This is a genomic window from Paenibacillus sp. T2-29, assembly GCF_052921365.1.
This window is the reverse complement of the sequence record NZ_JBREVE010000002.1, coordinates 87,356-112,971: the sequence shown is the minus strand read 5'-3', so window position 1 is coordinate 112,971 and position 25,616 is coordinate 87,356. Positions and strand designations below refer to the sequence as shown.

Here is a 25,616-nt window from a genome sequence, read left to right as displayed (position 1 = left end):
GTAGTTTTGGTTTACTCTCTTCTTTTCAAACCCAGTCCTTCTTGCGGAAAATACAGAACATACTGACACCTAGTGCCACCATAATCCCAATGACGACAAAATAACCATAACGTGTATGAAGCTCAGGCATATTATCAAAGTTCATCCCATATATTCCGGTAATGACCGTCAACGGCATAAATACGGTTGTAATGGCGGTAAACACACGCATGATTTCATTAGCACGGTTGGCGATACTTGACTGATAAGCTTCTCTAAGGTTCCCCATTAAGTCGCGATAAGTTTCGAAAGTCTCCGAAATTTTCACAGCATTTTCATAAATGTCGCTAAAATATTTTTGTAGTTGATCGTCGATAAGTCGCAAATCCCGTTTGTTCAGGGTATTGATGACTTCCTTTTGCGGACCGAGCACTTTTTTTAGCCATAGAATCTCACTGCGCAAGCCGATGATTTCGTTCAAGTGCGACTTTTTCGTATGCATTAGAATGTCTTCTTCCAGCTTTTCAATACGAACCTCAATCCGGTCACCAACCAGAAAATAGTTGTCAACGATCAAGTCGACCAACAGATACATAAAACGGTCAGGCTGGCTGACTTCCTGCTCCCACAGCATAGGCTTGAGAGTACGAAGCTCATTGATTTTCTGCTTGGTCACCGTAATGATAAAATGGCGGCCGAGAAAAATGTTCAAAGCACGCAAAAATATTTCTTCATCATCAAAACGAATACTATTTACAACGATAAAATAATGGCTTTCATAAATTTCAATCTTTGGACGCTGTTCTTCTTCACTTAAACAGTCCTCTACTGCAAGATCATGCATAGAAAATAAGGGCTGGAGCACTGTCAAATCCTCGACATCGGCATCAATCCAATAAAAGCCTTCTGCCGGTGCAGTGAGCGCCATTTCAATTTCTTCGACAGGGGTAAAAACCCCGTTGTTAACCAAACGGATTTTCATATATGTCACTCCTTATGCTCCGTCGTAACGGAAATACGTTTACCTTAAGCATAAGGAATGGACTCAGTTAGCCAGTTAGCCGGTTCGGGTAAGCGTGCATACCATCAAAAGCAGAAGGCTTTTGGAGCGTGCAGAGCCTGGCGTCCCGTCTTTCGGCAAGCTGAAGTCATTCCTATGCTGTTGTTCAGGGATCGCCGCCTATTCGGACTCGGGTCGCCTTCCATTCCGGATTCACCTCACAAATGTTCTTTTTTAGATTGCCACAGTATCGCAGAAAACACTCTAATCTACACTGCTGCACCATATTTTTGCCTATTAGCACTTGTATAGTATAACGCTCGGCCTACGGCCTTTCAAGCGCAAAATCATGGGCAAAATCAACAGCAGTCATATGAGCTTCTACGACAGCGAGGATATGATTTAACCTATGGAAAAGGTAGACAAAATGTGAATGCAGGGCACAAATTTATAAGTCCATCTTGACGAAGCCCAGCCGATGCATTAAAGTGAACAACAAGAACTTTGTGAACCCAAAATGAATATAGCGAAATCTTATCAAGAGCAGGTGGAGGGACTAGCCCGATGATACCCGGCAACCGGCGATTTTTATCGCACGGTGCTAATTCTTGCAGGACTCGCGCTTTGTACAAAAAAGCGTAGCCCTGACAGATGAGAGAGGCGCATATGGATACAAATATGACCTTTCTCTAACTGAGAAAGGTCTTTTTATTATATGCCCGGCATCTCTACCAGACGATTTTCGCACAACTTACCGATCAAGGAGTGAGTTTACATGCCGATTAAAATCCCAGACACGCTGCCTGCCAAGGAAGTGCTGGAGGGCGAAAATATTTTCGTAATGGATGAAAGCTTGGCTTATCATCAGGATATTCGTCCGTTGCGTATCGCCATTTTGAATTTAATGCCTACCAAGGAAACGACGGAAACCCAACTGTTGCGCTTAGTCGGTAATACGCCGCTACAAGTAGATGTCACGTTGGTGCATATGAAGTCTCATATATCCAAAAATACATCGCAAGAATATTTGAACATGTTCTATAAAACGTTTGATGAGATCAAGAACAGTCGTTTTGACGGCATGGTCATTACAGGAGCTCCGGTTGAACAGCTTGAGTTTGAGGATGTGAACTACTGGGAAGAGATCCGGCAGATCTTTGAATGGACGAAAACGAATGTAACTTCGACCATGCATATCTGTTGGGCCTCACAGGCAGGCTTATACCATCATTTCGATGTCCCTAAATACGGGCTCGACACCAAATGCTTTGGCGTATTTCCACACACCGTAATTAAACCTAAAGTAAAATTGCTACGCGGCTTTGATGAACTGTTTTATGCTCCTCACTCCAGACATACAGAAGTTCGGCGGGAAGATATTGATCATATTGCCGAATTAGAAGTCTTATCCGAATCCGAGGAAGCTGGAGTATACCTAGTAGCCACACTTGACGGTAAACAAATTTTTGTAACAGGGCATTCTGAATATGACCCGCTTTCACTGAAATGGGAATACGACCGCGATGTGGCCAAAGGACTGGATATTGACGTCCCCAAAAATTATTTTCCTAACGATGATCCTGAACGCATACCACCCTCTATCTGGCGAGCTCATGCCAATTTATTATTTTCAAATTGGCTTAACTATTATGTATACCAAGAAACACCTTATGATATCGGACCTCAGATTTAAAAAGGGGCTTGTCGTTTACCCTTATACAGTAACGCCTTGCAGTAGCGCAGCAGTATAGTCTAGGACATCCATTTTTGCAGCATATGTTATAGCACCTACTATGGAAGTGAACAGGAGGATTCATATGAGTGAGAAACAATGGAAAATCGAAAGCAGATTGGCACAAATTGGTTCAATTGAGGAGCCAGTAACTGGGGCTGTTAATTACCCGATTTACCAATCTACGGCGTTCCGCCATCCCCGTCTGGGCCAAAGCACTGGGTTTGATTACATTCGGACGATTAATCCCACGCGAAAGGTACTGGAAGAGGCTGCTGCTGCACTTGAATCTGGTGATGCAGGCTTTGCTTGCAGCTCAGGTATGGCAGCGCTGCAAACTGTATTTGCATTGTTTGGACAGGGAGACCACCTCATTGTATCGCTGGATCTTTATGGCGGGACCTATCGTTTGCTAGAGCGTATTTTATCCAAATTTGGTGTGACCGCAAGCTATGTGGATACAAACGATCTTGTAGCACTCCAACAGTCATGTCGACCGAATACCAAAGCTGTATTCATAGAAACGCCTACAAACCCGTTAATGATGATAACTGATATTCAAGCGGTGGCTTCATGGGCATCACAACATGAGTTGCTTACTATTGTAGATAATACGCTGCTAACACCATATTTCCAGCGGCCATTGGAACTGGGTGCGGATATTGTGGTACATAGCGCAACCAAATATTTGGGCGGGCACAACGATGTGCTGGCAGGGTTGATTGTAACCAAAGGAAAAGAGCTGTCAGCTGAAATTTCCTTCCTGCACAATTCCATAGGAGCCGTGCTTTCCCCGAGCGACTGTTATCAGTTGATGAAGGGGATGAAGACGTTAGCGCTGCGCATGGATCGACATGAGCATAATGCAACGGTGTTGTCTAATTATTTACTGACGCATCCGGCAGTGGCGGAAGTATTTTACCCGGCGCTTGAAGGTCATCCGGGTCGTGAGATACAAAATAAACAATCCAGCGGAAACACAGGGATTTTCTCCTTTAAAGTAAAGGATGCTCGTTATGTGGAGCCTTTGCTTCGTCATATTAAGCTTATTGCGTTTGCCGAAAGTCTGGGCGGTGTGGAATCGCTAATGACTTATCCTGCTGTGCAGACACATGCGGACATACCGGCAGAAATTCGGGATGCAGTCGGGGTAGATGACAGGTTGCTTCGTTTCTCCGTAGGTATCGAGCATACAGATGACCTGATTGAAGATTTGCGTTCGGCACTGGAAGCGGCACGTCAAGAAGTAGAAGGAGGGGAGCAGCAATGATAGAGGATGCGAGGAAGATCGGAGAGGATCAGGGCAAAGGGCGGAAATTCGCAACCAAGCTGCTGCATTTTGGCTCTGAAATTGACAGTGTTACAGGGGCATCGAGTGTCCCGATCTATCAAGCTTCGACCTTTCACCATCATGATATTTTTAATCCTCCGCAGCATGATTATAGCCGCTCAGGTAATCCGACACGACAAGCTTTAGAAGATTATATCGCATTATTAGAAGGCGGAGCTTGCGGTTTTGCCTTTGCCTCTGGTATGGCTGCTATCTCCACTACATTTATGCTCTTATCGGCTGGTGATCATGTCATTGTTTCGGAGGACGTATATGGAGGGACATATCGACTGCTGACCTCCATCTTGAAACGGATGAATATCGAAACGACCTTCGTCGATATGACGGATCTCAACCTTGTGAAAGAGGCGTTGCAGGAAAATACAAGGGCTGTGTATATGGAAACCCCCTCTAATCCGACACTTAAAATTACCGATGTGGCAGGAATAACCTCTTGGGCAAGGGATAATGGGCTGTTGACGTTATTGGATAATACTTTTATGACACCTTATTATCAACGTCCGATTGAGCAGGGAGTCGATATTGTATTGCACAGTGCGACCAAGTTTTTAGGTGGACACAGTGATGTACTGGCAGGACTTGCGGTAGCTCGTACTGAATCATTGGGGAGACAAATCAAGCAGCTGCAGAATGGATTGGGTACCGTGCTGGCTCCGCAAGAGTCTTGGTTGCTTATGCGTGGGATGAAGACACTAGAGGCGCGTATGGCTCACAGCGAAAAAAGTGCAGCTAAGCTTGCAAACTGGCTAAACGAGCGCAATGACATTGAAGCGGTATACTATCCGGGTTTGGAGAACCATCCAGGGCGTGCAGTTCATGAGAGTCAATCGAGCGGTTATGGTGCAGTGATATCGTTTGATGTGGGTTCTGGTGAGCGTGCAAAAGAGGTCCTCAGTCGTGTACGTATTCCCATTGTGGCGGTGAGTCTGGGAGCTGTGGAAAGTATCTTGTCGTACCCAGCAATGATGTCACATGCGGCTATGCCGCAAAGTGTCCGGTTGGAGCGCGGGATTACGGACGGTCTACTCCGTTTTTCCGTAGGTCTGGAGGACATTGATGACCTGATCAGTGATCTGGATGAGGCGCTGTGCTAGAGCGATAGTACATCGCAGCATCTTCGTCGGAGTAAATATGTACAGTACTAAACAGCAAGTTTCCAGTATTTCAGGAGGCTTGCTGTTTTCTATAAAATAACATGAACGACAGTGTGAAAAAAGACACTTTTCAGTTCTGTTTTCTTATTTTTTGGCTATATGCAACGTTGAGATAAGCTTGGCAGTTGCCTGTTTTCCTAGGTGAAAAGCAGAAAGAAGCGGGAATAAGTATGGTTCCTTACCTAAAGATATGTTAGTATTATCATTAGGTTTTACTATGCTAAATAGCACAGACAACATACAAGGCTAGTCATGAACATACATTACGGCAGGGTTCGAACGCAGGTTTGTGAAAGCATTCTCGTTCATAAGTCCTGTCGTTCATTTCGTCGCCCTGTGACAGCGAAGGAGGATACACCATGAGTGTAATCGACCATATTTTAGATAAAGCCCTACGCGGCGAACGCCTGAATTTAGAGGATACCGTTGCTTTGTTCGAATCAGACGAGGTAGAAAAAATCGGTCATGCGGCGAATAAAGTTATGAATCGCATGCATCCCGATCCCGTTAAAACCTTCGTTATCGGACGAAATATTAACTATACAAATGTGTGTGACGTATACTGTCGCTTCTGCGCTTTTTATCGTAGACCAGGTTCTGATGAAGGTTATGTTTTGCCGGATGAGGTGATCTTTCAGAAGATCAAGGAAACGCAGGAAGTAGGTGGCACCGAAATTCTAATGCAAGGCGGTGTGAACCCGAATCTGCCGTTCAGTTATTATACCGATTTGCTGAAAGGTATCAAGGAGCGTTTTCCCGATATTACGATGCACTCCTTCTCGCCAGCTGAAATTCACAAAATGAAGGAGAAATCTGGTCTTTCTATGGAAGAAACAATCCGCGCCATTCATGAAGCTGGATTGGATTCGCTTCCGGGCGGGGGTGGAGAAATTTTGGATGACCGCACACGCCGCAAAATTAGCCGTCTCAAAGGCTCTTGGCGTGATTGGATGGATGTCATGCAAACGGCTCACAAGGTTGGGATGAACACGACTGCTACGATGGTTATTGGCTTTGGCGAGTTGATGGAGGAGCGTGCGCTGCATTTGTTGCGTGTTCGTGATGCTCAGGACGAATGCATTGAAAACAAATATAATTCTGAAGGATTTTTGGCCTTTATTCCTTGGACCTTCCAGCCAGACAATACCAACCTGAAGAAGGAACGTCAGACGCCGGAGGAATATCTGAAGACCGTTGCGATTAGTCGTCTTGTATTGGATAACATCAAGCATATTCAATCCTCATGGGTAACTATGGGACCTGAAATCGGTAAAAAATCGTTGTACTACGGTTGCGATGATTTTGGTAGCACCATGATTGAGGAAAACGTAGTTTCCGCTGCAGGCGCAACGTATAAGGTTAACATTGAATCCATTTTACAGTTGATCCGTGAGACGGGTCACATTCCGGCACAGCGTAATACCCGTTATGATATTATTCGTACTTTTGACAGTGCCAGCAGTATTGAACATGATTTTATCATGCAAAATTAATATCCGTTAATATAGTGTTCATTACAAAACGCTTATCTGTACTAATCGTTATACATAGATTAGTGCAGATAAGCGTTTTTTTGATGTGTTACTTTGCTATGCTTTCCATCGTTTCATATACATGATCTCAGCCTGTGGGTCTGCCATTTGGATGACTGCCTTAAAGCGCTGCAAATCTAGAAGATGAACGCTGTAAACGATGACCATTTGTTCTTTTTTATCTGATTCACTTTTCATCTTCCCCTTTATCTGGGCAGAGCCTTCAATAGGTGTGCCGTGTAAACGCAACCTGCGATATATGGCATCTTCGACAGTTTGCTGTTTTTTGCTGACAACACAGACCATGCGTCTCAGACCAGTAAACATCAGCCGGGTCGTTTCATATGCAGCGAGACAGGATAAGGCGGAATAGAGGGCTGGCTCCCATCCTAACACAAAGCCAGCCGTAATGAGCAGCAGGCCATTACACAACATTACAATCTGTATTAACGGAATTTTCCGATGGGTTAGTACCAAAGTGGATGGACGGCCATCGTCAGATTCGCTAAGTCCTAGTGAATCAAGCAGCCCCCCGTGACGAGCTGTCAGTGCTGCGCCAAGCCCAATACAGATTCCGCCTCCCAAAGCGCATACGACCGGATGGCCGCTCACTGCCGGAAAAGGCGAGAGAATGATGGCTGAGCCTGAAAAGGCAAACAAGCCGGGGAGTGCGCGAAGCAGCATGGGCTTGTGAGTAAACAAAGAATACAGCAGCATTAGTGGCAAGTTTAATACGAATAGCAGCAATCCAAAATGCTCCTGTGTGTAAAGCGACATGAGTCTGGAGATTCCTGTAACGCCTCCAGCGATCATATCGTGCGGATGTAAAAACAATTCCAGACCGACGGATGCCGTAATTCCGCCAATCACCGTATAAAAGACAGGGAACCTGCTCGCATCTCCTGAAGCGGGCTTCACAAGCCGCCTCATAGAGTTTCGGCATGTTTTACAGCGTGCGGCATAGCCTTCCCTCCTATGGATTGTCGTATCCAGCTTTTACAGTTACGCCGATTTGCTTTCTTCCTTTCGTAAACGAGGGTCCTTAAATTTGAATATTTTGTTTAGCATATTAAAGATAGGCTTTGACTGCTTTGTCAGAAGTGGTCCAAGAATTGCCAGTATGAGTACATAGATGGCTGCAAAAGGTTGAACAATATCAAGCAAACCGCCTTCTTTACTCAAGTTGGCCATGATGATCGAAAATTCGCCTCGCGCCACAATAGTTAAACCGATATTTGCGGATGCTTTGGGAGATAAGGACGCCGTACGCCCAGCCAGCATACCCGCCCAAATATTACCAAATAGTGTGAGAAGGACTGCTGCCAGCGCAAGCCATATGGCGTTACCTCCTAAGGACAGCGGATCAATGGAGAGTCCGAAGCTGAAGAAGAACAGGGCACCGAAGAAATCACGGAAAGGAACAATTAAATGTTCAATCCGTTTGGCGTGTTCCGTTTCGGCCAGTACTAGACCAACCAGCAGGGCTCCAATAGCTTCCGCTACATGAATCGTTTCCGAAAAGCCAGCCACCAGAAACAGTGAGCCAAAAACAACAAGTCCGAATACCTCATTGGAGCGGATACGGAGAATCCGATTTAGCAGAGGGACGGCCTTTCGACCGATAATAATAACTGCAAGCATAAAGCCAAGCGCGATGAGTGCCGATAGCAGTACACCCCCGAGCGAGGAAGAATCGCTAAGAACCAATCCGGAGAGGATGGAGATGTAGACGGCGAGGAAAACATCCTCAAACATAATAATACCTAAAATCATTTCTGTTTCAGCATTAGCGGTACGCTTGAGATCGACCAGCACCTTGGCTGCAATAGCACTGGATGATATTGTCGTAATTCCGGCAATAACCAGTGTCTCTGCTACAGGAAAGCCGCTCAGAAAGCCCAGAGCCAGCCCCAGTGTAAAATTGATGCCAATATAAATGGTACCGCCTACAGCAATGGAACGACCTGATTTAATCAACCGACCTACTGAGAACTCCAGCCCTAAGTAGAAGAGAAGAAACAGCACTCCGATTCTCCCCATAAAATCAATAAACGGGGCGCTTTCGATAAACCGAAAATCAAAATGCCATAGCTCCATCGCATGCGGTCCAACTGCCATTCCGATCAGAATATAAAAAGGGATGACCGAGAAGCGCAGTTTGGAGGATATCAGCCCAGCTGCAGCGATTAGAGCAATAGCCAATCCAACCTCAAATACCAGATGATCCATCCAATCACCCGCTTCCGTTCATAAGGATTTGTTTAAAGCGTTTCTGCTGGTCACGTTCTCCAACAACAACTACAGTGGCATCATCGCTAATAATCACTTCAGGGCCAGGATTTACATATTTTTTTCCCTTTTTCTCCACAATGGCAATAACCGTGGCGCCCGAATTTTGCCTTACATCCAGCTCCCCGATGGATTTGCCAACACTTGCATAGTGGGATTCCACTCTATACCATTCGATAATAAAATCGTCAAAAGTCATTTCTACACTTTCAAGCTGCTTGGGCTTATAAGTCATACCACCGATGATAGAGGCTACCAATCGTGCTTCCTGATCATTCAGGGTTGTCATAGAAATGCTTTGTTCCAGATCCTCGTAATCAAAGTGATATAGTTCACGTCTGCCATCATCATGAATAATAATGACAATTCGGTCACCACTCTCCGCATCTATTCGATACTTAATTCCGATTCCTGGCAAAATAGACTCTCGAATATCCATTTATAAAGCCTCCTGTATAATACGTTTATTTAAGTGAATGATATGGGAAATAAATCACATACTTTGGGAATGACATGATAAAATTAGAATTCATCAAATTTTAAATAAAAAATATAAAATTAATTTTACGCATTAGATGAATAGGAAAAGTTAGCAAAGAGACATGCAATTGTGGTGATATGCATGCTAAAAGGAGGTTAAGCCACATAACTAGAGGTGAATTTGATGGGGAATAAGAATAATTGCTTCTTTAGCTTACAGATGACAGGAATAAAAGGCAGACGTAGCTTAGGAATGCTCATGAGCAGCACAAGCGCTATCAAAATGACAAAGGGAAGTGATTTAGCCGCAGCAATCACCAGATGAAGTAACGGGGAGGATTTGCGTACCGCTGGTTTGGAATGATGTTCCAGACCGTGAGAATCGGTTTCTAACGAAGTAACCTCAGCCTGAGGCATAAGTGAAGAACCTAAAGTAAATTGAAGGGATTGAGTGGTATCTTCCGCGTGAAACGTCACAGGGAGGGACAAAATCTGAACGAGGCTCAATATGACGATCATGAATGTACGCAGCATGTTCAGCATCGTTGACATCTTATCTCCTCCCTCTTGTGAAAAATTCATATCACTATAACCTTAACATACCCCGCCCTAAATATTCAAACGGCTTTCGTTTTTTACCTAATCACGGTAATTGTTTATAACACGATTCACGTCTCTTTGAAACCTGATCAGCCTCTTTTGCATATGTCTTTCTGTTTCCAGTCGTTCACTTCGTATAACCCTTCGGAGGCCGCCATATACTGAAAGCAGTGATCGAAAGGAGTGAGCCAATGGAACTGTTTACAGTGTGGACCAATACAGACGGAGATCAAGAAACCGACCGTTTTTACGAAGTGGTCAAAAGTAGAACCAAGGGACTACATATGTCACGGCGCGGATTTCGATTCACTTTCAGACAGCTGGACAACAAAGTGGCATGGACCTGCAAGGGCACTGAAAGCAATTCGGCGTTTGAAAGCTTTCTTCCCTGTGTATACAGCATCATGTCTTCGGCAATAGCGGATTATATTATCGAAGTCAGGGAGTGGAGGATACTCAATCATATTCTCAACAAAGCCTGCTCGTTGCTGGAGAAAGAGGACGTTGAACAAATTCGTAGTATGATTCGCTCACTGTTAAATGATGATGGTCCCCGAGGACGTTTAAAGCGTCATGGTAAGCTGACCACTCTCCTGGAAAAGGATTTCAAGGAGCTTCGTGTGATCAATTTGGAAGGGCTTATTCAATTCAGACTGCATGCGTATAAAAAAGAGCTTGAAGAAATCGTTGACTATGCCATGGAAGAATTCTGGGCAGATCGGCAATACGAAGAATTTATGGGGCTGCTTAAATATTTTGTGTTTTTTCAGGAAAGCAAAGTTCCACTCGTGCATGTACTTCACCAAGGGGGGCATGATTTTACCATTCTCGATAGTGCCATGGTGCCCATACCGACTCCTGATGCAGATGATATTATTGTGGAAATGCCCGGTATTGAACTGGAGATGGAGGTTGAAGATCGAATCGTCAGTACCCTTATTTCGATATCTCCTGCTTCCATTATATTGCACACAGACGATGAGCACACCCCTATTGTGCGGACGCTCCTGCATATTTTTGAAGATAAAGTGAAGCTAAGCAGACTTTATCCGGGGCAGGATGTTCAAAAATAATCAATAGTTCGTATAAACCCATGGATTTCTGGAAAGCCTTTGCCTCAAGGGGAGGTTTTTTATGAGATCCATGTTGGTATGGAAACGGGTTTTGGGAGCCATGTTAATCGCAATTTGTCTGGTATTGCCCGGCAATGAGGTTTACGGTCACAAAGAACCGGTCCAGCATAAGAAATGGCAGTCTGCACCTGTTTTGGCTCCACGCGAAGAGCAGGTTATTACGACCATGACGGTCACGGCAACAGGATATACAGCAGGCTATGAATCCACTGGCAAACGGCCGAATCATCCCGGTTACGGTATTACGTATTCCGGTGTAAAAGTGCGTCGTGACAAAAATACACTGTCCACGATTGCGGCTGATCCGAAGATGTTTCCTTTGGGCAGCATATTGTACATTCCAGGTTACGGCTACGGGATTGTAGCAGATACAGGTTCAGCGATTAAGGGCAATAAAATTGACTTGTATTTTAAAACAATCCGGCAGGTGTATTCTGAATGGGGCAAGAAAGATGTGGATGTTCAAATCATAAAAAAAGGAAACGGAAAATGTACAGAAAAAATGATAAAATCGCTGCAAAAGGCGATAGAAACGCATAAGACCATTCCGCCCGAGACACTGGATGCTTCCATATAATCCTTGAATATTGTTTTTCCTGACTTCACATACTATGTTTCGGGATGAGCTTATCCCGCAAACCATACTGGGAGGTTGAGGAATATGCCAAATCAAGGCGGAAGTTCTTTCACGAACAAAGGCTTCAAGGCAAACACAGGAAATCAGTTCAAAGCGGAATTTGCACAAGATGATACGGTAGGCGTTGTTTCTCAAAAGGTAAAGCAGTCTGAACAAAATAAAATTCAAGACAACTTCCAAACACCAAATGAGAAGTATGACGAAGAATTTGCGACAGATCAAGGCGGTACAAGTGCAGTAGCGCAAAAAGTTCAAAACTCCAGTCGCAGCAAAATTCAAAGCAATGCACAAACACCGAACGAAAAGTTCGACGAGAACTTTAACACAAAATAAAAAAGCATACTCAACGCGAAATGCTCCGGATTGAATTCCGGAGCATTTCGCGTTGAGTAAAAGTGGCTAGATACAATAGGTCTGAGGTTTTATCTCCTTTTTAATTTTTTTTAAGGTGGAATTAAGGTTTAAAGTGCAAAATAAAGTCAGTTAAACAACACCACCTTGAAGCATAGGGTTTGGGAGGAGATATACAATGGACGAATTTAAAAATAATAATTCCGGGCGCCGGAACGACAATGATCAGGTTGATAACGATAAAGCAACTCGGCAAAACGATTCAAACGGTTCCTCATATTATTATTCCTATGGCCCTTTTTCCTCAGTGCAGTCGAACGGACAACGCAGGGAAGGGCAGTCGGCGGAGGACGTTGAGATTACGCCACCGCAGGCAGTGAGACCGCTTCCTTCCTCTTATCAACGTGCTATGCCTGAGCAACAGGATGGTTCTGGTCGGAATAGTGGAAACTGGCAATTTAAACCCAATAAACCCAAGTCGCAGGTAAAAACGATCTTATTATCTTTTTTAGCCGGAATGCTGGTCATTACGGTATTGATGTATACAGCTGACCGAACCAATATGTTCACACCGGAGACAGCGTTGACTTCGGCGGCAGCTGAAAGCGGAGAAACGACGAATTCGGGAACCACTAACTCGTCTCCAAGCGCAGTTCCAGCTGTGATGCCTTCAGGTACGGCTGATGTTCAATCTGTTGTGGCCAAGGCTGGCCCGGCAGTCGTCAAAATTGAAACGCTTGCCAAGCAATCGAGTGCTGGCAGCGGCAGACAAAGCAGCCCTTATTACAATGACCCGCTGTATCAATACTTTTTCGGTAATCAGTATGGCGATAGTGGCAGCAGCGGCAATAGTAACGAAAATGAAGGTAGCAACAGTGGACAGCTGACTCCGCTGGGTATTGGTTCCGGTTTTATTTTTGATAAATCGGGTTACGTCCTGACCAACAACCATGTTGTGGAAGGCGCGAGTGTGGTTCAGGTTACAGTAGAGGGAACCAACAAGCCTTACGAAGCCAAGGTCTTGGGCAAAAATGCAGATCTAGATTTGGCAGTTCTTAAAATTGAAGGAAAAAATAACTTCCCTACCGTAACCTTGGGAGACTCCGATAACGCTAAAGTCGGTGAGTGGATGGTTGCAATCGGTAACCCAGAAGGCTTTGAACATTCAGTAACAGCCGGTGTGCTAAGTGCGAAAGAGCGTACTATCACCATTAACAGTGAATCAACTGGAAAACCGACGCAATACAAGCATCTCATTCAGACGGATGCCTCCATTAATCCTGGTAACTCTGGCGGACCGTTGTTAAATCTTCAAGGGCAGGTTATCGGTATGAACGTAGCTGTTAGTGCAGATGCACAAGGGATCGGGTTTGCGATTCCGTCCAATACGATTTTGGAAGTCGTCGATAAGCTGAAAAATAACCAACCTATTCCGAAAGAACCTGTACCTTTCATTGGTGCAAGTCTGCTAAACTTGAGCCCTGAAGTAGCCAAGGAATTGGGTACATCTCTGACCGAAGGCTCGGTTGTTCGGGATATTATATACAAATCACCAGCTTATCAGGCCGATCTGCGTCCTTACGATGTAATTATCGGAGCTAATGGCACGCCTTATAGCACATCACAGGAGTTAATTCAATTTATCCAAAAACAAAAAGTGGGTACAGCACTTACGCTTAACATCGAACGAGCCGGGCAGAAAAAAGATATTCAGCTGAAAATAGGCAACAAAAATGATTTTAGCTCGACTCTTCAGCAGTAAGAGAATAACTCTAAAATTGAACATGAACGTAAGAAACGGAAGGAAGACGCCCCTTCCGTTTCTTGCTGTATGCGGTGGCAAGATGCTACACGCGTCTACTCCTGCTACAATAGAGGGAAAAGAAGAAGAGATAAAGGAGTTTGATCGTGTATGCGTTCTACTATTCTGATCATTGATGACGATGAAAAAATCGTATCCATGCTGCGCAGAGGGCTGGCTTTTGAAGGATATGAAGTGCTGACAGCCACCAATGGAGCAGAGGGATTAAATAAAATGCTAACAGCTGAGCCTGATTTGGTCGTACTGGATGTAATGATGCCGCAGGTCGATGGTTTTGAGGTTTGCCGGCGTATGCGAGAGGGAGGAAGCACGGTACCTGTCCTAATGCTTACAGCCAAGGATGAGGTGGAGAACCGGGTGAAGGGTCTGGATCTGGGGGCTGATGATTATCTCGTAAAGCCGTTTGCTCTGGAGGAGTTGCTGGCACGAGTGCGAGCGCTTTTGCGGCGTAAAACTGAACAGCAGGACAATAATGGGAATCGGCTTACCTTCGAGGATTTACAACTGGATAATGAATCGCGTGAAGTGGTTCGTGGTGGCAAACGCTTGGAACTGACGGCCAAAGAATTTGAACTGCTCCATTTGTTCATGCAAAACCCGAAACGCGTTCTGTCGCGTGATCTGATTATGGATAAAATTTGGGGCTATGACTATAGCGGGGAATCGAATGTGCTGGAAGTATATATTGCCATGTTGCGACAAAAAACGGAGCAGGATGGTGGCAAACGGCTTATTCGTACCATTCGGGGAGCTGGCTATATTTTAAGAGGTGATGTGTAATATGTCTATTCGGTGGCGGCTGACAGCTTGGTATTCGAGCATCTTGGCTATAGTGCTTGTCATTTTTGGTCTGGCTATTTACGGACTAGTATATTACTACACATATAATGAAGTGAAAAGTCAGCTTATGACTCAGGCGCCACAGATTAACAAGCAATTACGCCTTATTATAAAAGGGGGATTGTTTGAGGTCCCTAACCTGGATCTTGGATTGGAGCAGGGGCGTGGAATAGATGACTCACAGCTATATGTTCAAATTTATAATTATACGTCCGGTGTAACTAAAACGACCCAAAATATGAAAGACCTTAGTATCACCTTCCCTGTTCCGTCTACAGCGGCAGGAGCAGTTCAAAACGAGGGAGTTCGGCGTGTGAACGTAAATGGTGATTCCTTTATGATTTATCAACAGTCGATTAAATCCGAGGAATTGGGCTTGGTGGTCGGGCTGCTACAGGTAGGGCAATTCACGGGCTCTCAGGACCGACTCATGAACAGGTTACAAAATGTGCTTGTGTACGGTTCGTTATTTGCCTTACTGGCTGCTGCGACCTCTGGTCTCTTCCTGGCTCGTAAATCTATGAAGCCGCTGGTTAAGGTCATTGAGGGGGCCAATCAGATTCAATCGAGCAATGATTTGAGTGTTCGGATTGAATATGACGGTCCGCCAGATGAAATAGGACAATTGATCGGGACAGTTAATAACATGCTGGGGCGTACAGAAGTGTTCTACAAGGAACTTGAAGATGCATATGGTGCGCAGCGCCGCTTTGTGGCCGATGCTTCCCATGAACTGCGCACACCCTTGACGACGATTCGTGGCAACGTTGATTTTCTGCTCAAAATGTGGACTACTGAACCGGGCGAGCGACCGAATATGGATGAAGCCATGATTCGCGAGCTTTCCATGGAGGCGCTGAATGACATGGCGGATGAAGGCAAACGAATGAGCCGCTTGGTGAGCGATATGTTGTCACTCGCAAGAGCGGACACAGGGAAAACGTTCGATAAGATGCCTGTTGCGCTGGAGCCGCTCGTAAACGAGGTTGCTCGTCGTGCTCAGTTTTTGGAGCGAACGGCCGAATGGAATGTAGGCGACTTTTCGTTGTTGAATGGTATTTATATGGACGGAAGCAAAGATTATTTGCAGCAAATGCTATTCATTTTCATTGATAATGCTTTTAAGTATACACCTGAAGGCACAGTCCGATTTGATGCAATTGTATATCAGGGACAGGTGGGGCTACGGATCAGTGATACAGGCATTGGTATGGACAAAAGTGAGGTTCCCTTTATTTTTGACCGGTTTTACCGGGCAGATGAGTCACGCGGCGTGACAGAGGGAATTGGCTTGGGATTATCGATTGCCAAGTGGATTATTGATGAACATCAGGGGTCTGTGGAAGTGGTTACGCGCCAAGGAGAAGGAACGACCTTTGTCATTTGGCTTCCAGTCAGCTTTTCCGCGCCTTTGGAATAGGCTATAATAGGAGGGGAACTACATCATAGAATTGGCCGGTAGAGGCATAAAAGCCCACAGCTGTCCAGTTATTGGAGCTGTATACTGTGTCGAAGAAAGTGGGGGCTATTTTTGGAGGTACTCAGAATTTCGCCCCGGGGTTACTGCTACGGCGTAGTCGATGCCATGGTATTGGCTCGTCAGGCAGCCAGAAATTTGGATTTACCCCGGCCTATTTATATACTAGGCATGATTGTTCATAACAGTCATGTTACCAATTCCTTTGAAGACGAAGGGATTATTACATTGGACGGACCGAACCGCATGGAGATTTTAAGCCAGGTAGAGAGTGGTACTGTCATCTTCACTGCTCATGGCGTGTCACCAGAGGTTCGCAAGCTGGCACGGGATAAGGGATTGACTACGGTTGACGCAACCTGTCCTGACGTGACGAAGACACATGATCTGATTCGGGAGAAGTCAGCCGAAGGCTATCAGATTGTTTATATTGGCAAAAAGAATCATCCAGAGCCAGAGGGAGCTATCGGTATTGCTCCTGACCATGTTCATCTGATTGAAAGGGAAGAAGAGATTGACGGTCTTACACTGTCAGCAGACAAAATCCTGATTACGAACCAGACAACCATGAGTCAATGGGACATCAAGCACATTATGAAGAAGCTGCTGGAGAAGTACCCAGGTGCCGAGATACACAATGAAATCTGTTTGGCAACGCAGGTACGTCAGGAAGCGGTAGCTGAACAGGCAGGACAGGCGGATCTGGTAATCGTGGTCGGTGACCCGCGAAGCAACAATTCCAATCGATTGGCTCAGGTGTCGGAAGAAATAGCTGGTACCACGGCTTATCGTATTTCTGATATAACCGAGCTGAAGAGGGAGTGGCTTGAGGGCGTAGCCAAAGTAGCTGTGACCTCCGGGGCTTCAACACCTACGCTGATTACCAAAGAGGTCATTACGTATTTGGAACAGTATGATGCGGATAACCCGGAAACATGGGAGATTCGGCGAACCATTGATATGAAAAAACTGTTGCCTCCTGTACGAGAAAAGTCAAAAACGACGAAATAGTATGTGATTGATTACAGCCGTTATTCGGATACAAAGTCCGGGTAGCGGCTTTTTTTAAACTGTTTAAGTGCCGATATTATCCAATTAGACCAGCTACACTAATTCAAAAAAATAGAACAATTCGGGATAATTAAGCCTTGACGAGTCAAGTTAAAACAGGTATAGTTGCTTTAACGAATAAAAGCTTAAAAGCGAACAAGCGTCTAAGTGTCACAATATCATCCTATGTGATTGTAAAATATGGTTTATAGAGAGGGAGAAAAAAATGATCGTTATCGCTGGTGTTCAAACACCTGAAGAACATATTCAAGCTATTGTTGAAGTTATTGAAAAAGAAGGATTGCAGGCTCATGTATCGCGAGGATCGGATCGTACGATTATCGGGCTGATTGGAAGCGTAGAGCCGAAGCTGGCAGAACATCTACGCCAAATGAAGGGTGTAGAAAATGTGGTTAAAATTTCGAAGTCCTACAAATTGGCCAGCCGTGATTTTCATCCGGAAAATACGGTGATCTCCATCAAAGGTGTAAATATCGGCGGGGACGAGCTTGTCGTTATGGGGGGACCATGTGCTGTTGAGTCTGCTGCACAGATCGATGAAATTGCCGGATTGGTCAAAGCTGCAGGAGCGCAAGTCCTTCGTGGAGGTGCTTTTAAGCCGCGTACAGGGCCATACAGCTTCCAAGGAACGGGTGTAGAAGGTTTAATCATGATGGCTGAGGCGGGTCAGAAGCACGATCTCTTGACCATCACAGAGGTCATGACACCTGAATACGTAGACATCTGCGCGGAATACGCCGATATTCTGCAAGTAGGTACACGTAATATGCAAAACTTTGATCTGCTGCGCAAGCTGGGTACTTGCGGCAAGCCAGTATTGCTCAAGCGCGGTTTCAGCTCGACTTATGACGAGTTCTTGAATGCTGCTGAGTACATCTTGGCAGGCGGCAATCCGAATGTTATGTTGTGTGAGCGCGGTATCCGTACATTCGAAACTTACACGAGAAATACGCTCGACTTGTCCGCGATCCCTGTTTTGCAACAGTTGAGCCATTTGCCGGTCATTTCCGATCCTAGCCATGGCACAGGTAGACGTGAACTGGTTGTTCCTATGACGAAGGCTTCGGTAGCTGCCGGAGCGGATGGTTTAATTATTGAAATGCATACAGACCCTGACAACTCGATGACGGGGGATGGTGTACAGTCCCTATTCCCGGATCAATTTGCAGATTTACTAAAAGATTTGGAACTGTTAGCCCCTGCAATTGGAAAAACATTCCACACACCTAGTGCCGTATCTAAAAACTAATTATTAACATTAATGCATAAAAGTTTTGCCGCAATGCAGTAAATGAGAGTAAAATCACCTAAAAGCCCGATGTTTCGGGCTTTTTGTATTGTTCAAATGTTATCAAGGGCGTAAGCATATCTAACATTAGTTTAAAAAATACCTTACATAGCTATTGACCCGTGTCATGTTTGAGATTTATAATGACGACAGAAAAAAACATTCGATCATGAACATTTCAGGGTTGTATAAGACTTAATGTTCGGAAAAATTGGGAGGAAGAAGACATGTCCGTTGAAAACGTATTGAAAACAATTCAAGAAAATAATATTGAGTGGGTAGATTTTCGTTTTGTAGATTTGTCTGGTCGTGCTCACCATATTTCGTTGCCAGCTTCCGAAGTAGATGAAGAAACATTTGTTAACGGTGTTGCTTTCGACGGTTCTTCCATTCCCGGCTATCGTGGCATTGAGGAATCCGACATGGTTATGCTGCCCGATCCAGAAGCGGTTTTTATCGACCCTTTCACTCAGCATCCTACACTGAATATCCTGTGTGACATTGCTACGCCAGACGGGGAAAAATATGACCGTGATCCTCGTGGCATTGCCAAAAAAGCTGAGGAATTTCTGCAATCCGCAGGAGTGGGCACAGCGGCATTCTTTGCACCTGAATCTGAATTTTTCATCTTTGATGATGTTCGCTACGAAAGCGGCATGAATAGCTCCTCCTTCTTCGTAGATTCCGAGGAAGCAGCTTGGAACACGAACCGCAAGGAAGAAGGCGGCAACCTGGGCTTTAAAGTGGGAGTGAAGGGCGGCTATGTACCTGTAGCACCAGTAGACACCCAACAAGACATTCGTAGTGAAATGTGCCGTTTGCTTGAAGAAGCAGGCCTGAGAATTGAGCGCCATCACCATGAGGTGGCTACAGCAGGCCAAGCGGAAATCAACTTCCGTTTTGATACACTCAAGAAAACAGCAGATAACCTGCTCGTTTATAAATACATTGTACACAACACAGCTCGTCAATATGGTAAAGTGGCAACATTCATGCCGAAACCAATTTTCGGGGACAACGGAAGTGGTATGCACGTTCACCAATCTATTTTTGACGGCGATACTCCTTTGTTCTACGAAAAAGGTGGTTATGCTAATCTGAGCGAAATGGCTCTTCATTACATTGGTGGTATTCTGTACCACGCACCTGCGTTGATCGCTTTGACCAACCCAAGTACCAACTCGTTCAAACGTCTCGTTCCTGGTTACGAAGCGCCGGTTAACCTGGTATTCTCCAAAGGTAACCGTTCTGCGGCTGTACGTATTCCAGTAGCGGCTGTTACTCCTAAAGGCTGTCGGATCGAGTTCCGTACACCGGACTCCACAGCTAACCCTTACCTTGCCTTCTCAGCAATGCTGATGGCGGGTCTGGATGGCATCAAGCGCAAACTGAACCCAATCGAATTGGGCTATGGTCCACTCGACACTAACATCTATGAGCTATCTGATGCTGAAAAAGGCAAAATCCGCAGTGTACCTGGTACACTGGATGAAGCTCTGGACGCTCTGGAAGCCGATTACGAATTCCTGACTGAGGGCGGCGTATTTACGAAGGACTTTATTGATAACTATGTAGAGTTCAAACGTTCTGAAGCTAAATCGGTGAATATCCGTGTTCATCCACATGAATACAGCTTGTATTTTGACTGCTAATAATACATCGATAGCATAGCTGCTTTTGAATAACGCTCATTAGCCTGCGGGGAATAGATGTTGTTCAAAATAGGTCTCCGGTCTCACGCCGGAGACCTTTTACCATTAAGAAGAATATTACAAAATGAAGATGTTAAATATATTAACATTCACAGCTTTGTCACATCGTAAAGGAATTCGGAAACATTTTTATACAAGTCTTGAACGCATTTATGAATACTGCTATCATAGCGATAATATCCACACCAGAGTAGAGAAGGGATGGGAAATTGTTGAGTAAGAGAGCCTACAATTTTAATGCAGGACCGGCGGCATTGCCGCTTAAAGTATTGGAACGTGTACAAGCTGAATTCGTAGATTTCCAGGGAACAGGGATGTCCATCATGGAAATGTCTCACCGTGGAGCCGTGTATGAATCTGTTCATAATGAGGCGCAGGAACGTTTGTTATCTCTGCTGGGCAACCCACAAGGCTACAAGGTGTTGTTCCTCCAAGGGGGCGCAAGTACGCAGTTTGCCATGCTGCCTTTAAATTTCTTGAGTGAAGAGCAGATCGGAAGCTATGTAATGACAGGTAGCTGGTCGGACAAGGCGTATAAAGAAGCTAAGCTATTGGGCAAGGCTCACATTGCCGCCTCCTCCGCTGATGAGAAATACATGCGTCTTCCAAATGTGGATTCCTTGGACTTGCCTGAGAATACTGCATATGTGCATATGACATCCAATGAGACGATTGAAGGTACACAATTTAAGCAATTCCCGGATACGGGTTCCGTACCGCTGATTGTGGACATGTCCAGTGATATTTTTTGCAAACCTTTTGATGTTACTCAATTTGGATTGATTTATGCTGGTGCGCAAAAAAATCTGGGACCTTCTGGTGTAACGGTCGTGGTTGCCCGTGAAGAGCTACTGGCTTCCTCACCAGGTAATATTCCTACAATGCTGCGTTACAGTACTTATCAAAAGAATAACTCTCTCTACAATACTCCCCCATCCTTTGCCATATACATGGTGAATGAAGTGCTCAAATGGATCCAGGAGGAAGGCGGTTTAGAAGGCATCGAGCGTGTGAATCAGCAGAAAGCTGCTCTGCTATACGACCGTATTGACAGAAGCGAAGGCTTCTATCGTGGCTGTGTGGACAGCGCTGATCGTTCTATTATGAACGTAACCTTCCGCCTTGCAAATGAGGATCTGGAAAAACAATTTATTAAAGAATCCGAACAAGCCGGGTTCATCGGATTGAAGGGGCATCGCAGTGTAGGAGGGCTTCGCGCCTCGATCTACAATGCGGTTCCACTGGAGAACTGTCAAGCATTAGCCGAGTTTATGGATGGATTTAAGCAACGTAACAGTTGATTACACAGACATATATTTCGATACACGATATTTGAAATCGAAAAGTAAAAATAAAGCCTTCCCTGAATGTGTATAGGGGAAGGCTTTTAGTGGTGTAGGGAAAATGATATTTTTTTGTCGTTTGATGTCTATATCCCTCTGATTTTGTTAAAATGAAGAGAGTGCATGCTTTCAGCGTACACATTTTGGTTAGACTTTAGGTTATTTGTCTGATGAATTTAATGATGAAAGGAATGAAAAACTGATGCCATTACATATTGTGCTTGTCGAGCCGGAAATTCCAGCTAACACAGGGAATATTGCCAGAACATGTGCTGCAACCGGAACTCATCTGCATCTGGTTAAGCCACTGGGTTTTCGTACCGATGATGCTACGTTAAAACGGGCTGGGCTTGATTATTGGTATGCTGTCCACATTGAGTATCACGAGTCTTTTGCTGAAGTACAAGAGAAATATCAAGCAGGTCGCTTTTTTTATGCGACGACAAAGGCAAAACAGCAGTATAGTGATATTGAATTTCAGGATGGAGACTTTTTGATATTTGGTAAAGAAACGAAAGGTTTGCCTCCTGAGCTGTTAGCTGCTAATCCTGATACATGTATCAAGATGCCAATGTCAGATAAAGTAAGATCTCTAAACTTGTCGAATTCCGCTGCGATTATTGTATATGAAGCGCTGAGGCAATTGGATTTTCCAGGTTTATCGTAATAAACATCAATCGATCAAGTATAAATGCGAATAAAGAACCAGGACCTTAGTTGCTGATAAAAGTTGCACTATTATTGCTCGAAAGTACATGACAGTAGAGCTTGAATAAAGGATATATGGTCATAAATTTGCGGAAATTCTCTGTGAAAGCTAATGATAATTAGCTTTCCGGTCGATAAAAATATTATAGACATTCTGTACCATACTTTGATATGGTTCATGATTTTATGAAAAAATGTAATAAAATTTCCTGCGATCAGCAGGATTCGACAAAAAGACAGCGAATACTACATAAAGAATAGTGTCTTTGTACCTAGTTTTTCGCCTGGAAAGAAAATTGAAAGCTAATACTCAATAGGAGAGGTGTACGATCACGATGAAACCTGCCGGTGTGGTACGTAAAGTTGATCAGTTGGGGAGAATAGTTCTGCCTAAGTCACTACGTAAAAGATATCAAATGAATGAGGGAGATCCTGTCGAAATTTTGGTTCAGGGCGACCATATTATTTTGGAGCGTTATCGTCCAAAATGTGTATTCTGCGGCTCAATAGAACAAGTGAACGATTTCAAAGAACGTTATATTTGTGCTCAATGCCTGACAGAAATGACACAGTACTCCTCCTAAATGAGGCAAAAGCATCACGACATTCGTTCGTGATGCTTTTTTTCGGATAGAGCTATGCCTGAACAGCATATATTTAATTGGATAGTAAACTACACCTAACTATTTATAGAACAAAAAATGAGTAGGGACTGGACGCAAATTACCATCTGACGGTTTGTTTACGATTCGGCCGTTTAGTATAAGGGACGAGGAACCGCCGCCGTCCAAATTATAAGCATCTTGAACACCCAGATTGAACATCTTCCCTTGGAGTTCTTCGAGCGTTGCACCTGAACCCCCACTTTCATTGTAGCCGTCTACGACAATAATGAGCAACTGATCATCTTTATAGTTGCCAATGACTGTACGTGGAGCCCGCTTGGGAGAGACTTTCCATTTATCAGGAATAGGCACTTTTTGTCCCCTTTGTAACAGAACGGGAACGAAGGTAGCTCCAAAGGCAGGTTTTAAGCTGTCAAGAGCACCTTGATTGTAAAATTTGCCCCCAATAAGCTTGCCGTCGTTACTCAATCCAACGAATGACAAGTCCTTGAAACTCGACTGAAAGCCAGTAAGGTAGCGGCCGTTCAAGACAGTAGTGCTTAATGGATAGCGTTTGCCATCTCCATCGGCAAAGCCGCCTGCGTTGATGCCAGCAATAGCTCCGTGTCTCAAGACTGCACGCATGGTCGTTTCTGAGCCACCCAACTTGTCATTTCCCAAAGACATTTTCATTGCCTTAGGATCTTTAAGTTTGACTTTCATAGCGTATCCGTGATAAATTCCCGGGTTTACTTTAAACAATTCAATGGTAATCCGGTTGCTATCTACCTGGTAATAGGGAACACCCAGTTTGGCAGTGATGCGCCGATTATAGATAACCGCGGGTCGCTTGGACTGCGCAGAGGCAGTCACGACAAGCTGATTCATCGTTTGGGTCGTTTGTTTGTAAATCTCAGACGTTCGGCGAATCGTAGATAAGGTATACGTTGCTGTTTGCTTGGCTTCATCAAGCTGCTTGCCTACTGATTGCGCTTGTAGAGTGATTTCGGCTTTTTGCAGACTCGGAGATGTAGATTCAGGAAAGCTCAAAGGGGGATGCACTAACAAAATACACCCTAACAAACCGATAAAAGGAGCAAGGGCCAACATAAAGAACCGGTTTACTAGCTTTGCATCTACATTCATTTTAGCAAGTCCATTTTTTTCTGAAGTGTATTGAGTTGCTGCTTGACTTCATTTAATTGAGTATACAGTTTATTGCTATTATCGGTCTTGTTATTGGCATTATCCTTTGTAAAGGTCAGTAGTTCGTTGAAGGACTGAACTTTGCCCTGCAATCCGCTAACTTCCTTGGAAAGTGCAGTCAGTTGCTTTTCATAGTCGGATTTGAGTGCCTGAATCTGTTGGTCTGTATGGGTTTGCATTTCGTTTAGCATTTGCTGCTTCAAGTGATTGCTATACAGATAGGTTGCGAGAGCACCTAGTATAATAAGAATGAACCAAAATAGCAGAAAAGTCTTTACGGGCAACCCCTTTCTTGAATTGCTCCGCCGGGCTTCGGCAGGAGGACGTTCAGGTGAAGCTTGCATGCGATTTTCAACTCCCGTGTAAATTCAAATTTCCAGTCTTTATTTGCAGTACCAATTCTATCATGGGCCTATTTATTTCGCAAAAGCGAAATAGTCATATAAAAATATTGGAAAAAGAGATTGCATCGGAAGGAAGTCCTAGGATACAATTTCCTTAAATCGTTTTCGCTTCCTATACGTTCACATTTACGCAATTTCTACATAAGCATTCTTTAGTTTTATGATTATTTTCGTTAAATATGTATTTTTTTGTAAATCAGGAGGTTTAGATATGAGAAAAATATGGCAGGTGGTCATCATAGATATTCATCCTACAAGTATGCTGGGAACAAAGCTTATTTTGGAAGACCAGCAGGATTTGCTTGTTAGAGGGATGTCTTCCTCCGGCACAGAAGGCCTGGAGCTGGTTTGCTCCATTCGCCCGGAAATTATTTTAATGGACTATAGGTTGCCTGAGGGAACGGCGGAACCGTTTTTGACACAAATGCGGGTCTTGTCTCCGGACAGCCATATTGTTATTATGACGGATGAGGACAATATTACGTTGTTCCAGCAGTTAATCTCGCTTGGTGCAAATGGAATGCTATCCAAGCAGGCATCACCGAGCCAGTTAATTCACCTGATCAACGGTTTGCGCGAAGGATTTGCTTCATTACCGATGGATTGGATTCGTTGTGGAAACTGGCCATTTATGCCGTTAATGGCTTCGGAGCCTTTTGACGAATTGACGCAAACCGAAGTTTTTATTATGGAACGTATTGTACAGGGAATTACATATGACAAAATTGCTGTCGAGATCGAAGTTAGTCGGCGCTCCATTGATAATTATTTACGTAAAATTTATGCGAAATTAGGTGTGTCCAGCCGGGCGCAGGCGATTGAACGTTATGCCTTATATGCGCGTCAGATGAAGCAGTTATATGCTTGACGCGTCAGCCCGGAGATCATGACTATTTTCAGGA

24 protein-coding genes and 1 riboswitch are annotated in these 25,616 nt (G+C 44.4%); of the genes, 17 read left to right on the top strand and 7 right to left on the bottom strand.

All coding sequences use genetic code 11. The features are described 5' to 3' along the window. Positions 1–25: 25 nt before the first annotated feature. A complete protein-coding gene (corA, locus tag ACU1JV_RS06195) occupies positions 26–961 on the bottom strand; it encodes a magnesium/cobalt transporter CorA (protein ID WP_013370115.1) in 936 nt (311 codons plus the stop codon). 549 nt (positions 962–1,510) lie between these two features. Next, positions 1,511–1,637: riboswitch (SAM riboswitch) on the top strand. Between the two features lie 117 nt (positions 1,638–1,754). Between corA and metA the strand changes: the two genes are divergently transcribed. The 4 genes from metA (at position 1,755) to mqnC (ending at position 6,709) form a co-directional block, all read left to right on the top strand. Then, positions 1,755–2,672 (top strand): homoserine O-acetyltransferase MetA, encoded by a 918-nt coding sequence (metA, locus tag ACU1JV_RS06190; protein WP_040101786.1) that lies wholly within the window; start codon positions 1,755–1,757, stop codon positions 2,670–2,672. A 124-nt stretch (positions 2,673–2,796) separates the two neighbouring features. Next, the gene (locus ACU1JV_RS06185; RefSeq protein ID WP_137078149.1) at positions 2,797–3,981 is read left to right on the top strand and encodes a PLP-dependent transferase; all 1,185 of its coding nucleotides are present in this window, start codon (positions 2,797–2,799) and stop codon (positions 3,979–3,981) included. Further along, positions 3,978–5,156 (top strand): aminotransferase class I/II-fold pyridoxal phosphate-dependent enzyme, encoded by a 1,179-nt coding sequence (locus ACU1JV_RS06180; protein WP_165081453.1) that lies wholly within the window; start codon positions 3,978–3,980, stop codon positions 5,154–5,156. Before ACU1JV_RS06185 ends, ACU1JV_RS06180 begins: the two co-directional genes overlap by 4 nt. 419 nt (positions 5,157–5,575) lie before the next feature. After that, complete coding sequence (gene mqnC / locus ACU1JV_RS06175; protein WP_029516502.1) at positions 5,576–6,709, top strand: cyclic dehypoxanthinyl futalosine synthase; 1,134 nt, start codon at positions 5,576–5,578, stop codon at positions 6,707–6,709. Positions 6,710–6,805: 96 nt separating this feature from the next. Here the strand turns inward: mqnC and ACU1JV_RS06170 are convergent, their stop codons facing one another. The 4 genes from ACU1JV_RS06170 to ACU1JV_RS06155 all read right to left on the bottom strand — a co-directional run bounded on the left by ACU1JV_RS06170 (position 6,806) and on the right by ACU1JV_RS06155 (position 10,069). After that, complete coding sequence (locus tag ACU1JV_RS06170; RefSeq protein ID WP_137078151.1) at positions 6,806–7,666, bottom strand: YitT family protein; 861 nt, start codon at positions 7,664–7,666, stop codon at positions 6,806–6,808. An 84-nt stretch (positions 7,667–7,750) separates the two neighbouring features. Beyond that, positions 7,751–8,977 (bottom strand): cation:proton antiporter, encoded by a 1,227-nt coding sequence (locus ACU1JV_RS06165; RefSeq protein ID WP_064963906.1) that lies wholly within the window; start codon positions 8,975–8,977, stop codon positions 7,751–7,753. 4 nt (positions 8,978–8,981) lie between these two features. After that, complete coding sequence (locus ACU1JV_RS06160) at positions 8,982–9,476, bottom strand: cation:proton antiporter regulatory subunit (RefSeq protein WP_017426654.1); 495 nt, start codon at positions 9,474–9,476, stop codon at positions 8,982–8,984. A 197-nt stretch (positions 9,477–9,673) separates the two neighbouring features. Continuing rightward, positions 9,674–10,069, bottom strand: coding sequence for a hypothetical protein (locus tag ACU1JV_RS06155; protein ID WP_137078152.1), 396 nt, complete (start codon positions 10,067–10,069; stop codon positions 9,674–9,676). A 239-nt stretch (positions 10,070–10,308) separates the two neighbouring features. On the opposite strand from ACU1JV_RS06155, the gene ACU1JV_RS06150 reads away from it, so the two are divergent. The 12 genes from ACU1JV_RS06150 to ACU1JV_RS06095 all read left to right on the top strand — a co-directional run bounded on the left by ACU1JV_RS06150 (position 10,309) and on the right by ACU1JV_RS06095 (position 23,083). Further along, positions 10,309–11,190, top strand: a complete 882-nt coding sequence (locus ACU1JV_RS06150; RefSeq protein ID WP_040101779.1) for a putative sporulation protein YtxC — start codon at positions 10,309–10,311, stop codon at positions 11,188–11,190. A 61-nt stretch (positions 11,191–11,251) separates the two neighbouring features. After that, positions 11,252–11,827: a 3D domain-containing protein gene (locus ACU1JV_RS06145; protein ID WP_013370126.1), complete on the top strand. Its 576-nt coding sequence runs from the start codon at positions 11,252–11,254 to the stop codon at positions 11,825–11,827. Between the two features lie 84 nt (positions 11,828–11,911). Continuing rightward, positions 11,912–12,220, top strand: a complete 309-nt coding sequence (locus ACU1JV_RS06140) for a hypothetical protein (RefSeq protein ID WP_013370127.1) — start codon at positions 11,912–11,914, stop codon at positions 12,218–12,220. A gap of 196 nt (positions 12,221–12,416) precedes the next feature. Beyond that, positions 12,417–14,000 carry a S1C family serine protease gene (locus tag ACU1JV_RS06135; RefSeq protein WP_413985819.1) on the top strand — a complete coding sequence of 528 codons (1,584 nt, stop codon included), beginning with the start codon at positions 12,417–12,419 and terminating at the stop codon, positions 13,998–14,000. 150 nt (positions 14,001–14,150) lie between these two features. Further along, positions 14,151–14,840: a response regulator transcription factor gene (locus ACU1JV_RS06130; protein WP_013370129.1), complete on the top strand. Its 690-nt coding sequence runs from the start codon at positions 14,151–14,153 to the stop codon at positions 14,838–14,840. A gap of 1 nt (position 14,841) precedes the next feature. Next, positions 14,842–16,320, top strand: coding sequence for a sensor histidine kinase (locus tag ACU1JV_RS06125; RefSeq protein WP_013370130.1), 1,479 nt, complete (start codon positions 14,842–14,844; stop codon positions 16,318–16,320). Positions 16,321–16,431: 111 nt separating this feature from the next. Further along, positions 16,432–17,388, top strand: a complete 957-nt coding sequence (locus ACU1JV_RS06120) for a 4-hydroxy-3-methylbut-2-enyl diphosphate reductase (RefSeq protein WP_129548951.1) — start codon at positions 16,432–16,434, stop codon at positions 17,386–17,388. Positions 17,389–17,653: 265 nt separating this feature from the next. After that, positions 17,654–18,697, top strand: a complete 1,044-nt coding sequence (gene aroF, locus ACU1JV_RS06115) for a 3-deoxy-7-phosphoheptulonate synthase (RefSeq protein WP_165081460.1) — start codon at positions 17,654–17,656, stop codon at positions 18,695–18,697. A 266-nt stretch (positions 18,698–18,963) separates the two neighbouring features. Continuing rightward, on the top strand, positions 18,964–20,388 hold the full coding sequence (glnA, locus tag ACU1JV_RS06110) for a type I glutamate--ammonia ligase (RefSeq protein WP_013370134.1): 1,425 nt from the start codon (positions 18,964–18,966) through the stop codon (positions 20,386–20,388). Positions 20,389–20,657: 269 nt separating this feature from the next. Continuing rightward, entirely contained in the window at positions 20,658–21,749 is a 1,092-nt protein-coding gene (serC, locus tag ACU1JV_RS06105; RefSeq protein WP_013370136.1) for a 3-phosphoserine/phosphohydroxythreonine transaminase, read from the top strand. A 244-nt stretch (positions 21,750–21,993) separates the two neighbouring features. Continuing rightward, positions 21,994–22,458, top strand: coding sequence for a tRNA (uridine(34)/cytosine(34)/5-carboxymethylaminomethyluridine(34)-2'-O)-methyltransferase TrmL (gene trmL / locus ACU1JV_RS06100; RefSeq protein WP_165081462.1), 465 nt, complete (start codon positions 21,994–21,996; stop codon positions 22,456–22,458). 376 nt (positions 22,459–22,834) lie between these two features. Continuing rightward, a complete protein-coding gene (locus ACU1JV_RS06095) occupies positions 22,835–23,083 on the top strand; it encodes an AbrB/MazE/SpoVT family DNA-binding domain-containing protein (protein WP_014599574.1) in 249 nt (82 codons plus the stop codon). A gap of 99 nt (positions 23,084–23,182) precedes the next feature. Here the strand turns inward: ACU1JV_RS06095 and ACU1JV_RS06090 are convergent, their stop codons facing one another. Together ACU1JV_RS06090 and ACU1JV_RS06085 are read right to left on the bottom strand one after the other, a co-directional pair. Further along, positions 23,183–24,250: a phosphodiester glycosidase family protein gene (locus ACU1JV_RS06090; RefSeq protein WP_165081464.1), complete on the bottom strand. Its 1,068-nt coding sequence runs from the start codon at positions 24,248–24,250 to the stop codon at positions 23,183–23,185. After that, on the bottom strand, positions 24,247–24,654 hold the full coding sequence (locus ACU1JV_RS06085) for a hypothetical protein (RefSeq protein WP_013370140.1): 408 nt from the start codon (positions 24,652–24,654) through the stop codon (positions 24,247–24,249). The genes ACU1JV_RS06090 and ACU1JV_RS06085 overlap by 4 nt, the downstream gene beginning before the upstream one ends. 271 nt (positions 24,655–24,925) lie before the next feature. Here ACU1JV_RS06085 and ACU1JV_RS06080 point away from each other — a divergent pair, with 271 nt between their 5' ends. Then, on the top strand, positions 24,926–25,582 hold the full coding sequence (locus ACU1JV_RS06080) for a response regulator transcription factor (RefSeq protein WP_165081466.1): 657 nt from the start codon (positions 24,926–24,928) through the stop codon (positions 25,580–25,582). Positions 25,583–25,616 lie beyond the last annotated feature (34 nt).